Raw genomic sequence first — 15,225 nt, 5'->3', positions numbered from 1 at the left:
TTAGACCACTTTAGCCTCTGAATGGAGAAGACTGACAAGTTCTTTAACCTGCGCTTCCAATTCACCCTCCAGTACCTTGCCGGCTTCCTTCTTGGGAGGAAGATAAATCTCTATAGTTTTGGTTTTTGCTTCCACTTCATCTTCTTCGAGATCAAGATCGTCCAGTTCAAGCTCATCCAGAGGCTTCTTCTTCGCTTTCATAATTCCGGGCAGAGAAGGGTAGCGCGGTTCATTCAATCCTTGCTGGGCTGTCACCAACAGAGGGAGACTTGTTTCAATGACTTCGGAATCACCTTCTACATCTCTCGTTACTGTTACAGAACTTCCGTTAATCTCAAGCTTTGTAATTGTTGTGACATAAGGTATGTCAAGCGCATCTGCTACACGGGGACCAACCTGACCTGACCCTCCATCGATTGCCACATTGCCTGCAAGTATTAAATCGACATCTTTATCCTTTAAGTATTGAGAAATCACCTTAGCGGTAGTGAACTGGTCCCCGCCCTCGACATCCTCTTCAATATTAATCAGGACAGCCTTGTCTGCTCCCATTGCCAGTGCTGTGCGGAGCTGCTTTTCTGCCTCATCAGTTCCTACTGACAGCACCGTTACTTCCCCGCCGTTCGCGTCACGTACCTGGATCGCTTCTTCAATCGCATATTCGTCATACGGGTTAATAATAAACTCAGCCCCATCCTCGTTGATCTTCCCCCCGGAGATGGTGATCTTTTCTTCTGTATCAAATGTCCTTTTCATCAAAACGTAGATATTCATACTTCCGCCTCCTAATACCCTAAGATTCCTTCAGTTTTAAAATCCCAAAAACTATAGGTAAAAAAATATATACACTTTTACAATAAGATAGCCCAACATTATTTCCCTTTAAAATGGGGAGGTCTTTTTTCAAGAAAAGCTGCGATACCCTCCTTGGCGTCATCTGAAACAAATACTTCGCCGAAGGTTTGTGCTTCCTTTTTTACACCATTATAAAATTGTTCAGTTTTTGAAAACTTTAAAAGACTTAGTGCAGCCCTTACAGAGACCGGACTTTTCTGTGCTATTTTCCGCGCAATGATGTAGGCGCTTTCAATTAACTCGTCAACTGAATATGCATGGTTTGCCAATCCATACTCAACCGCTTCAAGGCCTGAAATTGGTTCACTTGTCAGCATCATTTCCGCCGCGCGCGCTGTTCCAATATACCTTGGAAGTCTCTGGGTTCCTGCAAAGCCGGGTATCAACCCGAGCTGAAGTTCAGGCAGTCCAAGCTTGGCTGTTTCCGTGACCAGCCTGATATGACAAGCCATCGCCAGTTCCAGCCCCCCGCCTAACGCTGCCCCATGAATGGCCGCGATGATCGGCTTTGAAAAGGACTCGATCCTTTCAAATACCTGTTGTCCATGCAGCGCCAGTTTAGTAAAGTCTTCTCCGTTTTGGACAGCCGTAAATTCCTTGATATCCGCCCCGGCGGAAAAGAACTTCCCTTCACCATGAATTAACACTGCTCGAATTTCATCGTTTGCTTCGATTTGGTCCATGACGGAATCAAGTTCTTTTATTAAGCCTGAAGATAAAGCATTCGCAGGGGGGCGAGAAATCAGAATGACTGCAATGTTTTCATCTTGGGAAAATTTAAGATAGTCCACATAATCCCTCCACTCTTCCAATCCTTTGACTATAAAAAAGGCTAAGACGATTGCACGGCCGTTTTATTTCCCGCAGCCGCAAATCAATAGGCGATGCACTTTTTCAGCCTGTGACGGAAGGTCAAATTTCAAGTCATTCATAACCCAGGAAGTAACAGTTTCGTCGATTGTTCCAAAAATCATTTGCCTTGCCAGCCGAATGTCTAGCGAACCTGAAAATTCCCCTTTCTCAATTCCTTCAATAAGAATCCGGTCAATCAGCATCAGGTACCCTTTAAGGACCTCGTTAATTTTCAGCCTTAACTCCTTGTTTGACTGCCTTAATTCCAGCTGGGTCACAATTGCCAGGTGATGGTCCTCCGACAGGAGTTTAAAATGATTTTCTACTAACATTAATAACTTCTCTGCAGCAGAGTCTTTTCCTTCAATTTTCTCTTCTATAATCTCAATAAAGACACCCATTTTTTCCTGGAAGAGAGAGATTAAGATATCTTCTTTGTTCTTAAAATATAAATAAATAGTGCCATCTGCAACACCGGCCTGCTTCGCAATCTTTGATACCTGCGCCTGATGATATCCATTTTCTGCAATGACCACAACAGCCGCATCTATAATTTGCCGGAATTTTGGTTTATTCCTTTTCATTATTCGTCACCCTTCTCATACCAGGAACATGCTGCTCAATGCCAGGGCAGATTGGTCTTTCCCTAACATTGTTTCAAAGCTGGTTCTTGTAAACTGAATGAATCATCATTCATATTTTTATAATAGTGTTTATAACCATTTCTGTCAAGGAAAGCTTATCCAATTTTTTTGGGTGAAAAGCCATGACTGGCTTTCCTTAAGCATGTTTTGATTCTTCATCTCTCAATCTTGCTTTCTCTTCTTCGATTAAAGCTCTTCTTAAAATTTTTCCTACAGCCGTTTTAGGCAGTTCAGCCCTGAATTCATAAATTCTTGGTGCCTTATAGGCCGCCAGGTGCCTGCGTGCAAACTCATTTAATTCCTCTTCTGATACACTCATCCCTTCTTTGCAGACAATATAGGCTTTTACTGTCTCCCCCCTGTAAGGATCAGGAACCCCTGCTGCTACCACTTCCTGGACTGCCGGATGTTCGTAGAGAACCTCCTCAATTTCACGAGGATAGATATTAAATCCTCCTGCGATAATCATATCTTTTTTACGGTCGACAATATAGAAGTAGCCTTCTTCATCCATATATCCCAGGTCTCCCGTAAACAGCCAGCCCTCTCGAAGAACCTCTGCAGTCTCTTCCGGACGGTTCCAATACCCTTTCATGACTTGCGGCCCTTTCACTCCCACCTCACCAACTTCTCCCGGAGGAAGAGGTTCGCCATTTTGCAGGGAAAATATAGCGGCATCTGTGTCAGGATAAGGGACGCCAATACTCCCCGGAACCCGTTTTTGATCCCATAAAAAATTGGAATGTGTGACAGGTGAAGATTCCGTCAGGCCATATCCTTCCACAAGCTTTCCTCCTGTAACTTCCTCAAACTTCTGCTGTACTTCCAAAGGCAACGGTGCCGAGCCGCTAATACAGGCTTCAATGGACGATAAGTTGTATTTTCCTAAATCCGGATGATTCAGCAGACCAATATAGATGGTCGGTGCCCCTGGAAATAATGAAGGGCGTTGTTTTTGAATTGTCTTTAAAGTCGTTTTTACATCGAATTTTGGCAGCAGCACCATTTTTTGGCCCTGCATGACAGAAAGGACCAAGACCGTTGTCATCCCGTAAACGTGAAAGAATGGCAAGATTCCCAGAATGGTTTCCTCTCCCCTTTTGCACTTATATAACCAAGCTTCACACATAGACGTATTAGCAACAAGATTATGGTGCGTGAGCATGACACCCTTTGGAAAGCCGGTCGTTCCCCCAGTATATTGAAGGAGTGCTAAGTCGTCTTTGACATTGAATTCGTACTCAGTGAGGGTGCCCATTGGGAGTTTGAGGATCTCAGGTAATAAATGGTTGCTTCCTTCATGTTCGATATTTACGATGATCCCAGATTGTTTCCTCTGGATGAATGGGTAAATTAAATTTTTTGGAAAAGGCAGATAATCTTTGATGGCGGTTACAATTACATGCTCCAGATTTGTCTGCGCTTTCACTTTGGCTACACGGGGAAAAAGGATATCGAGTGTAATAATCACCTTTGCTCCTGAATCCTTCATCTGATATTCAAGTTCACGCTCTGTGTAAAGAGGATTCGTTTGGACAACTACGCCTCCTGCCATTAAAATGCCAAAATAGCTGATTACGGACGCAGGAGTGTTTGGAAGCATAACGGCAGCTCTGTCCCCTTTTTTTATACCCAGCGACTGGAGATAGCCTGCCAGTTTTCTGGCCGATTCATATACCTGCCTGTAAGTAAGTTCTTTGCCCATAAAATGGATGGCTGTCTTGCTGGGAAATTCCTTCGCTGTCATCATTAAATAATTTTGGACAGGCACATCCTTATAATCTAAAGTTCGAGGGATTTCTGGAGGATATTGATCTAACCAGGGCCTTTGCACCAAGAATAACGCCTCCTCATTTTTCCGAAAATTCTATTCTTTCAGTCTTATTATAATATAATGACCTTATCTATACAATTAGAATTAGAAATACCAGTTGTACATGCAGTGGGGGAGAAATAAAAATAGACCCCTGCAAAGGAGTCCATTTTTATTATTTTATAAAAATAAGTAAACAAGACCAATTACAATAAAAACAAGGCAAAGGGCCATCAAAACTTTCGCTAATGTTTCCAATACTTTCTCCCCTTACTAGATTCCTGCCCCGATTACATAACTCAGCCCTACGGAAATTACCATTGAAATGAATCCGACAGCACGATTATCATTTTGAATTTCTAGATCAATATTAAACTTTGGTGTCATAAACTCAAATATGAAGTATCCAACAAGCAGAAGCATGAATCCAAATATTCCCCAGCTGATCATATTGATCAAGGAATCATGCTCACTTATTGAATGGCGAAAGATATTGGATACACCAAAAATCTTCCCCCCAGTTGCCATTGCCACCGATATATTGCCATTTTTGATTTCCTCCCAGTTGCGGTATTTGGTCACCAGTTCAAAGAGAGCTAAAAAGACAATTGTACAGAGAATGGCAACACTGTAATAACCCGCTGTCTGAACAAAATCATTTTCCCAGAATTGATTCATAGAATCCCGCCAATCATTTAAATTCGACGACTGTTACTCCCGTTCCGCCTTCGCCAGCCTCTCCAAATCGGATTTTCTTAACAGAACGGTGATTTTTCAAATATTCCTGGACCCCTCTCATCAAGGCACCTGTTCCTTTTCCATGAATGATGGAAACACGTGGGTAGCTGGCAAGCAAAGCGTCGTCAATATACTTTTCAACGCGCCTTAATGCATCTTCATACCGTTCCCCCCGAAGGTCCAGTTCAAGTCCGACATGGGAGTCCCGCCCTTTTACGACAGCCACCTGCCTTACGTCTTTCTGTTTCGGCGTTTCTATAAACTCCATATCGCGTTCTTTGACTTTCATTTTCAGAATTCCGATCTGAACCTGCCACTCGTTGTCAGAAACTCTATCAACCAGATGTCCTTTTTGTCCAAAAGTAGTAACCATGACTTCATCACCCGCACTAAAATCATGCCTGGTTCCTGTTTTTTTGTTTTCCTTGTTTGCCTGCTTTCGCTCCGGAGCAGCCTCTGCTAGCCTCCTCCTTGCATCAATCAGCTCATGCTCTTTTACTTCCGCGCTCTTTTCGAGCCTCATCTGCCTCAAATCACGGATAACCTCTTCCGCATCCTGCCTTGCCTTCTCGACTATTCCCGCCGCTTTCTCTTTTGCTTTTTCGACCAGCTCATCTTTTCGATCATAATAAGCCATCATTTGTTTTTGGAGATCCTTATGAAGCCTTTCAGCGTCTTTGAGGAGTTCATGAGCTTCCTCTGCTTCTTTCTCTGCCAGCCTCTTGCTGGCTTCAAGAGAGGCAATCATGTTTTCCACTTGATTGCTGTCAGCGCTGATATAGGTTTTTGCTTTTTCTATGACCGATTCTCTCAGGCCCAGCCGTTTGGATATTTCAAACGCATTGCTCCGGCCTGGGACTCCAATCAGCAATTTGTAGGTAGGACTTAATGTTTCAACATTAAATTCCACGCTCGCATTGATGACACCTTCCCTATTATAGCCATATGCCTTCAATTCGGGGTAGTGAGTGGTCGCAATAACTCTTGCTCCGCGCCGGTACACCTCATCAAGAATCGAAATGGCCAGTGCCGCCCCTTCCTGAGGATCCGTGCCCGCACCAAGCTCATCAAATAAGACAAGACTGTTAAAATCGACTCGTTCAAGAATATCAACAATGTTGACCATATGGGACGAAAAGGTGCTTAAGCTTTGCTCTATGGACTGCTCGTCGCCAATATCTGCATAAACCGCATCAAAAACCGCGATTTCAGAACCGTCAAGTGCAGGAACCTGCAGGCCAGCCTGGGCCATCAGCGTACATAGTCCCAAGGTTTTAAGTGTTACGGTCTTTCCGCCCGTATTTGGGCCGGTTATGACAATTGTAGAATAGTCCTTGCCAAGCACAATCGTATTCGGCACAACTTCGTCAATCGGGATCAGTGGATGACGGGCCTGATAGAGCGAAATAATCCCCTTATTATTGACCGCCGGCTTTGAACCTTTTATTTTATTACCGTACCTGGCCTTTGCAAACATGAAATCCAGATCGGCAAGGATTTCAACAATCGAAAGGAGGTCCTCATGATTTTCTCCTACGAGGACTGACAGCTCGATGAGGATTCTCTCGATTTCCAGCTGCTCTCTTACGCGTATTCCCTGAAGTTCATTGTTCAGCTGCACCACGGATTGAGGCTCTATAAACAATGTCTGTCCCGATGAACTTTGATCATGGACAATCCCGCCATAATGCCCCCTGTATTCCTGTTTGACAGGAATGACAAAACGGTCGTTTCGAATCGTGATAATCGCATCAGAAAGCATCTTCTGGGCATTGGATGAGCGGATCATGCTTTCCAGCCGTTCGCGGACTCTTGCTTCTCTGGAACGAAGCTGCTGCCGCAGCGACCTTAACGTATCGCTGGCACTGTCCAGGACCTCTCCATTCTCCTCAATGGCATGCTTTATCTTTTCCTCAACCTCTGCAAGGACTATGATCCCTTCCGCATATCCTTCCAGGATCGGGATCTCCGTTTCTTCTGCCATATCCGTAATAAATTTTTTCATTTGTCTGCTGGCATGAACTGTGCTTGCGACCTGTACAAGTTCCAAAGGGCTCAGCATTCCGCCGATAATTGCCCTCTTTACATGGGCACGGATATCCGAAATTCCTCCAAGCGGGACATTCCCTTTTAATCGCAGCACCTTAACTGCTTCATCTGTCTCCTCCTGAAGCCTGATCACTTCCTCATAGTCAACGGAAGGCATCAGGTTGAGGGCTTTTTCACGGCCCAGCGATGAGGAAACATGGTCCAGCATTTGCTCTTTAATTTTAGTAAATTCAAGTGTTTTCAGCACTCTTTCCTGCAAAATAGCATTCTCCTTCCAACGAAGGTATTCGGCTTAGCTGTCTCGGTTGTGGAGGTAGTCCAGCAATGCTTCCAGGCTCATCGCATTTAAAACGGAAGATTCCTTAATCCACCCTTTTCGAGCCGCCGAAACCCCAATCTCCATATCTGTAAGTGTATCCATTTTATGTGCATCTGTATTAATGACCAGCTTAACCCCCGCTTCCTGGACTTTTCTAAGATGAACAGAAGCGAGATCGAGACGGTGAGGATTGGCGTTAAGCTCCAACGCTGTGTTTGTTTCTTTTGCCAGCTGAACCAGCATGTCGATGTCAACATCATAGCCGTCCCTGCGGCCGATGACTCTCCCTGTAGGATGAGCGATAATATCGACATGTGGATTCATCAGTGCATTCTTCAATCGTTCCATAATCTTTTCCCGAGGCTGTGAAAATGATGAGTGAATGGAAGCAATCACGAGATCCAGTTCAGAAAGGAGGTCATCATCATAGTCAAGGCGCCCGTCAGGAAGGATATCCATTTCAATACCCGCAAGGATTGTAAAATCGGTGTACTTCTGATTCAGCCTGCGGACCTCTTCAATTTGTTTTCTGAGACGGTCGGGAGTAAGCCCATTCGCCACCTTTAAAAACTGGGAGTGATCCGTGATTGCCATATAACGGTAACCCCGTGCCCTGCATGCTTCGGCCATTTCTTCAATCGAATGAGCTCCATCACTCCATGCCGAGTGCATATGCAAATCACCCTGGATGGATGCTAACGTAACCAGCCCCAAGTCACCTCGGTAATGCTCGACTTCGCTCCCATCCTCCCTTAGTTCAGGAGGGATAAAAGGGAGGCCGAAATGCCCGTAAAATCCTTCTTCAGAATCAAAGGTGCGAACCTCCCCCGTTTCGATATGCTCTACTCCGTATTCACTGATTTTTTCCCCTCTATCCTTTGCCAGCTGTCTCATTCGGACATTATGGTCTTTTGAACCAGTAAAATGATGAAGAGCGGTCGCAAATTCCGCAGGACTTACTAGGCGGAAATCCACATTGACCTCATAATCCAGTCCAAATGTCAGCGACACCTTCGTATCACCCGCAGCAATGGTCTCTTTAATATTCGGCAATGCTGCCAGCTGGTTTTTCACCTGTTCCGCATTTTTGACTGCAATGATAAAATCCAGATCTCTAACTGTTTCACGCACTCTTCGGAGACTCCCAGCCCTTGAAAACCTCTCGATTCCTTCGAATTTCTCCAAGCGGGACTCGATCATTTCTGCCACAGGCAGCATATAGGAAAGCGGCAGCCTTTCTGGACGTGTCCCAAAGCTTTCAAGTGCGGCCAGGATTTTTTCCTCGGACTTTTTGCCGAACCCCGCAAGTTCACGGATTTCCCCCTGCCTGCATGCTTCTTCAAGGCCTTCAGCATCTTCAATCCCAAGCTCTTTATGAAGCTTTGAAATTTTCTTTCCGCCAAGCCCCGGAAGCTGGAGCAAGGCTACCAGGCCGCTTGGAACCTCTGTCTGCAGTTCCTGAAGAACAGAAGAAGAACCTTCTGAAATGTACTCTTCAATCACACCAGCCGTTCCTTTGCCGATTCCCGGAAGTGCAGTGAGATCCCCCATATCTGTAAGGCTTCTGTCATCTGACTCCAAAGCACCAGCGGCTTTTCTGAAGGCTCCAATTTTAAAGGGGTTGTCCCCTTTTAATTCCATATAGATAGCTATAGTTTCCAATAGCCTGACAACATCTTTTTTATTAGCCGACATCTTTTGGCACCTGCCTTATCGCATATTTGTCATGAAGGCATCCCAGCCTTAAAACGCAAACTAGATATTTTTATTTTATAGAATTTTGTACATTAAAGGAAATCAAAAGAAAAACTCCTCCGTCACAGAGAAGTCAGGCTGCCATATATTCAAACCACCATTGTTTAATTTGTTCAGAAAACACCGGGGTATGCTTGATAATGCCTTCAGCAAGCACTGAGTTATGCAGCGGATCCTGAACAGCACCAATTGGCAAAAGTGCAACTATGTATAATACAATAAATAGTAGCAGGTAAACTTCCAAAAATCCAAGAAAACCGCCTGCCCACACATTGAGCCCCCGTAATATCGGAAGATTGGCAACAAAATCAAACATTGAACCAATAATTTGAAGCAGGATTTTGGCAGCAAAAAAAATCGCGACAAATGCGATTGCACGGTAGTAGGCTGTTTCAATGTCACCGTCCGCAAATAGTAAGTTCAAGTCACTGTTTCCGAAGCTGGGATACGGTATCCACAGCGTCAGATTCGGGGCGAGCTGGTCATAAAAAATATAAGCAAAGATAAATGCAATGATAAAGCCGGTCAAATGGATGGACTGGAGGATAAAACCTCTTTTCAGCCCTATGAAAAACCCAATCAACAGCAGTATCAGAACAATAAGATCTAACATGTCATTCAGTCCTTTATCCTTTGAATTTCTGCTTCAAGCTTTTCAGCGCGGTCTTTTATTTTAAGATAGTCATTGACTGCATTTACGGCTGTCAAAACGGCTAATTTATTTATATCGAGGGAAGGATTCATCGAGCTGATTTCCCGCATTTTATCATCAACCATAGAGGCGATCAGCCGGATATGGCTAGTGCTTTCCGTTCCGACTATAGTATACTGCTGTCCGTATATGTCCACTGTTGTGCGAATTTTTTTTGTGTCTGACAACATCCTTGCCTCCATTCCTGAGAATCCTATTCTATACTATAACATGAAGAAAAAACACAGGGAAGTCAGAGACTGTCATTTGAACCAAGATTTTAGGGAAACCTGCAAGAATCATCATTTTACAAAGGAAGTGCTTTTATATTGGGGAATACAGTGCTAACGACCAGTTTAAGCGAGATAAAAAAAATGGAGGCTCACTACAGCCCTTTTCTTAGTCCGAAGGTTCCTGCCGGCGGAGTGTTTGCTGCAAAAACACCGGGGTGTGCCATTACCGCTTACAAATCTGGCAAGGTTTTGTTTCAAGGGAGAGACGGAGAGTCAGAGGCCGCCAAATGGGGACAGCCTTCCTCCTCTGCCGGTCCATCGCCTAAGCAGCAACCGATTTCTGCAAAACTTCCTGCCCAGATCAGCTCGATGTCCATTATTGGATCTGATGAGGTCGGGACCGGCGATTATTTCGGGCCCATCACAGTAGTTGCCGCGTACGTGAAAAAGCAGGACCTTGAACTCCTAAAAGAGCTGGGTGTCCAGGATTCCAAGAACCTTAAAGATGATAAAATTATCGCCATTGCCAAGCAGCTAGTCGAGTTTGTTCCTTACAGCCTGCTCACACTGCATAATCAGAAGTATAATCAGATGCAGGGATCCGGCATGTCCCAGGGTAAACTAAAGGCACTCCTCCATAATCAGGCGATAGGCCATGTATTGAATAAAATCGCTCCAGAAAAGCCTGAAGCTATTCTAATCGACCAATTTGCGAAGGAAGAAATCTACTATTCCCACTTAAAGGGCAAGCAAAATATCATAAGGGATAACGTTTACTTCAGCACAAAAGCAGAGGGAATTCACCTCGCTGTTGCCGCAGCATCCATGATTGCAAGGTATGCTTTTGTGAAGCACTTTGAAAAGCTGGGAGAAAAAGCAGGATTCACTCTGCCTAAAGGGGCCGGCTCCCAAGTCGACCTGGCAGCAGCTAGACTGATTAAAAGCAAAGGGACCGAGTGTCTTCCCGAATTCGTCAAACTCCATTTTGCCAATACAGACAAAGCCATGAGACTGGCAAGGAAAGACTGATCATATGCCATGCAGGGTGTCCTATTCCTATAGGACGCCTTTTTAATTTCAGCTTCTTTTTGGGAAGGCTGTCTCCCCGCCTTTTTACATTTCAAACAAAAGCTTATACTACCGTGGAGCGGACCGCAGTTAGGGGAAGCAAAGTGTATTCTGATCTTGGTACCACACCCTATCCTGGTTTGGCCGGATATTCCGGACACGCCTTTTCTTTTTGTGTTCCCACCCAATCCCTTTTCCCTCGGAATAGGGCACGCCCTTTCTCTTTGTCATGTTTAGCGTTCTTTTTAACTAAACCCCCTCAGCTCCTTTATGTACGAGTACAGAACCTCCCTGCCTTCCCCTCTTCCTCCACTCCCCTTTTCATAAGATAAGGGTGAGCTCTAGTCCCTACTGTCTCTTCCCATTTTTCAAAAATCCAATAAATCACATTCCCAATAAAAAAAGGCTGCACCAATTTAAATATGGTGTCAGCCTCTTTCTTCGTTATCCCCTGAGCACAGCTCCTGCTTTTTCCTTAACAGCATTTAGTACTTTATCATGGGCTTTTGTGATATCTTCGTCAGTCAGCGTTCTTTCAGGATCGAAATATTTTAAAGAGAATGCAATGGATTTCTTCCCTTGCTCCATGCGCTCTCCCTCGTATAAATCAAATACATGGACCTCTTTCAGCAATTTGCCGCCGGCTTCTGCAATGATCCCTTCCAGTTCTCCTGCCGCCTTTTCCCTGTCGACCACTAGGGCAATATCCCTTGTAATAGAGGGATACCTAGGGATTGATTGATATTGAAGAGTTTCTGAAGGAGCCTCCAACAATGACTTTAAACTGATTTCGAAAACATAGGTTTCCTTTAAATCCATTGCTTTTTCAACTGTTGGGTGCACCTGGCCGACAAACCCGATGACTTTTCCGTCAAGGGTTAATTCTGCGGTACGGCCAGGATGCATGCCTTCTCTTTGTGATGCACTGAATTGTACTTTTCCTTCCAGGCCAAGCTTTGCGAACAGGCCTTCAAGGATTCCTTTTATGACATAAAAATCAACCTGTGTCTTCTGCCCCTGCCATTGATGGTTCTCCCACAAGCCGGTGATTGCTCCTGCAAGATGCTCCCTTTCTTCCGGTAAATCGCCAGCATTGTTTTTAAGGAAGACAGCACCCGTTTCATAGACAGCAAGACTGTCGTTCTGACGGGCCAAATTGTATTTCAGCACTTCGAGCAGCTGTGGTATGATGCTCAAGCGAAGCAGGCTTCGATCCTCACTCATCGGCATGGCAAGTGCAACCGGCTCCCGTTTTTCAAGGGCATATTGAGAAGCCTTTTCCTTGCTGGTCAGCGAGTAGGTAATGGCCTGATACAGACCAGCCCCTTCTAAAAAGCGGCGGACAATCCTGCGTTTTTGCTGGTACTCGCTCAGATGGCCAGGAGTAGACGCCCCTACCGGCAGTGTTTTTGGCACATTGTCATATCCGTAAAGGCGAGCCACTTCTTCAATCAAATCTTCTTCAATTGTTATATCTCCTCGGCGTGTTGGAACAGTAACCGTGATTGTATCGTTATCGACTGAAGCACCAAACTTCAATCTGGAGAAAATATCCTGGACTTCAGGCATGCTTAGTTCGGACCCGATGACTGAATTAATTTTATCGAGTGTTACAGAAACAACCGCAGGCTCTGCTGTAAGATGATCGGCTTCAACCGACCCTTCCAGCACTTCTCCCCCCGCATATCTGGCCAGTAATTCAACCGCTCTTTCAGCCGCTGCCCTGGCCCTTTTTGGATCTACACCTTTTTCATAACGGGCGCTTGCCTCACTTCGCAAACCATGGTCTTTGGAAGCCTTTCGGATTGCAGGACCGGTAAAATAAGCAGATTCAAGCAAAACGGTCGTGGTGTCGGAGCTGACTTCGGAATTCGCTCCTCCCATTACCCCCGCCAGAGCAACCGGTTCATTTCCATTGGTAATGACTAAATGGTCCTCAGTTAGCTTGCGCTTTGCCTCGTCAAGAGTGACAATTTCTTCCCCTTGCTTTGCCCTGCGAACAAGAATTTCTTTTGAACCAAGACGGTCATAATCAAAAGCATGCAGTGGCTGGCCGTATTCGAGAAGGATGTAGTTGGTAATGTCGACCACATTGTTATGCGGACGAATACCGGAAGCCATCAATCTTGTCTGCATCCATAATGGAGATGGACCTACCTTGATGTTTTTGATGACTTTGGCAACGTAAAGAGGATTATCTTCTTTTGCCTCCACTGTCACCTTGATATAATCCTCAGCCTTTTCGGCTGCGGTTTCAGATTTTGGTTCAGGCCATTTCACTTCTTTATTAAGGATTGCCCCTACTTCATAGGCCACTCCCAGCATGCTTAGGCAATCTGCACGGTTCGGCGTCAGGCCAAGTTCAAGCACCTGGTCTGCTCTCCCAAGGGTAGCAAGGGCATCCTGGCCAACCTCCGTATCTTCCGGGAATACAAAGATTCCTTCAGAAAATTCCTTGGCAACCAGCTTTGCTTCAATGCCCAGCTCTTGCAAAGAACAAATCATTCCGTTTGATTCCTCGCCGCGCAGCTTTGCTTTCTTTATTTTGAAATTACCTGGCAGCACTGCTCCAACGGTTGCAACAGCTACTTTCTGGCCTTTGGCGACATTAGGTGCACCACAAATGATTTGCACTGGTTCTTCCTGCCCAAGGTCGACGAGTGTTTTGTTCAGTTTTTCAGCATTTGGATGTTTTTCGCATTCCAGGACGTGGCCGACTACAACTCCGCTCAGCCCTTCGTTTAGGGTATCTACCCCCTCAACCTCAATGCCGCTTTTCGTAATTTTTTCTGCGAGCTCTTCTGCAGAAACTCCTGTTACATCTACATATTCCTGCAGCCATTTATATGATACAAGCATGATTTTTCCTCCTAATCCCTATTCAGTTACCGAAAATTGCTTTAAGAAACGGATGTCATTTGTATAAAAATGGCGAATATCATCAATGCCGTATTTCAGCATGGCAATCCGCTCTGGTCCCATTCCAAAGGCAAATCCTGTATATCTCTTTGAATCGTAACCGGCCATTTCCAATACATTCGGATGAACCATCCCAGCCCCAAGAATTTCGATCCAACCTGTTCCTTTACATGTGCTGCAGCCATGTCCCCCGCACATTTTACAGGAAATATCCATTTCAACAGACGGCTCTGTAAAAGGGAAGAAGCTTGGGCGAAGACGGATTTCCCGGTCTGCACCGAACATTTTTTTTGCAAATACATCAAGTGTCCCTTTAAGGTCGCTTAAACGAATATTTTCGTCAATTACCAGACCCTCTATTTGAGTGAACTGGTGGGAGTGGGTTGCATCATCATTGTCACGGCGGTAAACCTTTCCTGGACAGATGATCTTGACCGGCCCCTTGCCCTGTCGCTTTTCCATAGTCCTTGCCTGCACAGGCGAGGTATGAGTACGAAGCAGAATCTCCTCGGTAATATAGAATGAATCCTGCATATCACGCGCTGGATGGCCTTTTGGCAGGTTCAGGGCTTCAAAATTATAATAGTCCTGTTCAACCTCTGGACCTTCTGCGACTGTATAGCCCATACCGATAAACAAATCCTCGATTTCCTCGATAATCCTCGTCAGCGGATGGTGATTGCCAGCTTTAACAGGACGGCCGGGGAGTGTGACGTCAATTTTCTCGGCAGCAAGCTTAAGTTCGACAGCTGCAGCTTCAAGTTCAGTTTGCCTGGCTTCGATTTGACTGGAGATTGCATCCCTGACTTCATTGGCAAGGGCTCCCATTTTGGGTCTTTCCTCTGCCGATAGTTTCCCCATGCCCTTTAATACTTCTGTAATCGGGCCTTTTTTTCCAAGAAAAGCAACACGGATATCATTTAATTCCTTTAGGTCCGCAGCTTGCGCTATTTTATCAAGCGCTTCTGCCTGCAGTTCTTTTAATCGTTCCTGCATTTAGTAAATCCTCCTTCATATAAAAAGACAAAATAAAAAGACTCCATCCCTATAAAGGGACGAAGTCTGGTTTCGCGGTACCACCCTTTTTAACAGGCAATACAAATATGTATCACTGTTCACTTCATTCGGATAACGGCATATGCCGGGGCACCTTTACACCCATTCGGATGGTCCCGATGCCAGCTCGGGAGGTGAACTTCACTTGCCTTTCCATGAAAATGCTCCCAGTCTTTGGCATTTTCTCCCTGGATGGACTCTGGCCAGCTACTCTTCTCCGTCAATGCTTTTAT

12 protein-coding genes and 1 other annotated feature are annotated in these 15,225 nt (G+C 45.1%); of the genes, 1 reads left to right on the top strand and 11 read right to left on the bottom strand.

Going from position 1 to position 15,225, the window contains the following annotated elements:
* The 9 genes from EV146_RS14145 to zapA form a co-directional block, all read right to left on the bottom strand.
* Positions 1–774 carry an electron transfer flavoprotein subunit beta/FixA family protein gene (locus EV146_RS14145; protein ID WP_132007326.1) on the bottom strand — a complete coding sequence of 258 codons (774 nt, stop codon included), beginning with the start codon at positions 772–774 and terminating at the stop codon, positions 1–3.
* 98 nt (positions 775–872) lie between these two features.
* On the bottom strand, positions 873–1,646 hold the full coding sequence (locus EV146_RS14140) for an enoyl-CoA hydratase (RefSeq protein ID WP_132007323.1): 774 nt from the start codon (positions 1,644–1,646) through the stop codon (positions 873–875).
* 63 nt (positions 1,647–1,709) lie between these two features.
* Positions 1,710–2,291, bottom strand: coding sequence for a TetR/AcrR family transcriptional regulator (locus tag EV146_RS14135; protein ID WP_121611490.1), 582 nt, complete (start codon positions 2,289–2,291; stop codon positions 1,710–1,712).
* Between the two features lie 196 nt (positions 2,292–2,487).
* Entirely contained in the window at positions 2,488–4,188 is a 1,701-nt protein-coding gene (locus EV146_RS14130; RefSeq protein WP_241993919.1) for an AMP-binding protein, read from the bottom strand.
* Positions 4,189–4,437: 249 nt separating this feature from the next.
* Complete coding sequence (locus tag EV146_RS14125; protein ID WP_121611489.1) at positions 4,438–4,842, bottom strand: DUF350 domain-containing protein; 405 nt, start codon at positions 4,840–4,842, stop codon at positions 4,438–4,440.
* Between the two features lie 13 nt (positions 4,843–4,855).
* Positions 4,856–7,210 carry an endonuclease MutS2 gene (locus tag EV146_RS14120; protein WP_132007320.1) on the bottom strand — a complete coding sequence of 785 codons (2,355 nt, stop codon included), beginning with the start codon at positions 7,208–7,210 and terminating at the stop codon, positions 4,856–4,858.
* 33 nt (positions 7,211–7,243) lie between these two features.
* A complete protein-coding gene (gene polX, locus EV146_RS14115) occupies positions 7,244–8,965 on the bottom strand; it encodes a DNA polymerase/3'-5' exonuclease PolX (protein ID WP_132007317.1) in 1,722 nt (573 codons plus the stop codon).
* A 133-nt stretch (positions 8,966–9,098) separates the two neighbouring features.
* Complete coding sequence (locus tag EV146_RS14110) at positions 9,099–9,638, bottom strand: CvpA family protein (RefSeq protein ID WP_132007314.1); 540 nt, start codon at positions 9,636–9,638, stop codon at positions 9,099–9,101.
* Between the two features lie 5 nt (positions 9,639–9,643).
* Complete coding sequence (gene zapA / locus EV146_RS14105; RefSeq protein ID WP_371862443.1) at positions 9,644–9,907, bottom strand: cell division protein ZapA; 264 nt, start codon at positions 9,905–9,907, stop codon at positions 9,644–9,646.
* 138 nt (positions 9,908–10,045) lie between these two features.
* On the opposite strand from zapA, the gene rnhC reads away from it, so the two are divergent.
* Complete coding sequence (rnhC, locus tag EV146_RS14100; RefSeq protein ID WP_219916319.1) at positions 10,046–10,978, top strand: ribonuclease HIII; 933 nt, start codon at positions 10,046–10,048, stop codon at positions 10,976–10,978.
* A 483-nt stretch (positions 10,979–11,461) separates the two neighbouring features.
* Here the strand turns inward: rnhC and pheT are convergent, their stop codons facing one another.
* Positions 11,462–13,876: a phenylalanine--tRNA ligase subunit beta gene (gene pheT, locus EV146_RS14095; protein ID WP_132007308.1), complete on the bottom strand. Its 2,415-nt coding sequence runs from the start codon at positions 13,874–13,876 to the stop codon at positions 11,462–11,464.
* An 18-nt stretch (positions 13,877–13,894) separates the two neighbouring features.
* The gene (gene pheS, locus EV146_RS14090; RefSeq protein WP_132007305.1) at positions 13,895–14,932 is read right to left on the bottom strand and encodes a phenylalanine--tRNA ligase subunit alpha; all 1,038 of its coding nucleotides are present in this window, start codon (positions 14,930–14,932) and stop codon (positions 13,895–13,897) included.
* 52 nt (positions 14,933–14,984) lie between these two features.
* Positions 14,985–15,225, bottom strand: a binding site (T-box leader).

The organism is Mesobacillus foraminis (assembly GCF_004340465.1).
Lineage (GTDB): Bacteria > Bacillota > Bacilli > Bacillales > Cytobacillaceae > Mesobacillus_B > Mesobacillus_B foraminis.
This window is presented reverse-complemented; position numbering and strand designations above follow the sequence as displayed.

What these genes read in the sequence shown, in the direction of transcription:
- EV146_RS14110 (WP_132007314.1), bottom strand. Translation starts at nt 9,638, where the DNA reads ATGTTAGATCTTATTGTTCTGATACTGCTGTTGATTGGGTTTTTCATA.
- EV146_RS14145 (WP_132007326.1), bottom strand. Translation starts at nt 774, where the DNA reads ATGAATATCTACGTTTTGATGAAAAGGACATTTGATACAGAAGAAAAG.
- zapA (WP_371862443.1), bottom strand. Translation starts at nt 9,907, where the DNA reads ATGTTGTCAGACACAAAAAAAATTCGCACAACAGTGGACATATACGGA.
- EV146_RS14125 (WP_121611489.1), bottom strand. Translation starts at nt 4,842, where the DNA reads ATGAATCAATTCTGGGAAAATGATTTTGTTCAGACAGCGGGTTATTAC.
- pheS (WP_132007305.1), bottom strand. Translation starts at nt 14,932, where the DNA reads ATGCAGGAACGATTAAAAGAACTGCAGGCAGAAGCGCTTGATAAAATA.
- polX (WP_132007317.1), bottom strand. Translation starts at nt 8,965, where the DNA reads ATGTCGGCTAATAAAAAAGATGTTGTCAGGCTATTGGAAACTATAGCT.
- pheT (WP_132007308.1), bottom strand. Translation starts at nt 13,876, where the DNA reads ATGCTTGTATCATATAAATGGCTGCAGGAATATGTAGATGTAACAGGA.
- EV146_RS14135 (WP_121611490.1), bottom strand. Translation starts at nt 2,291, where the DNA reads ATGAAAAGGAATAAACCAAAATTCCGGCAAATTATAGATGCGGCTGTT.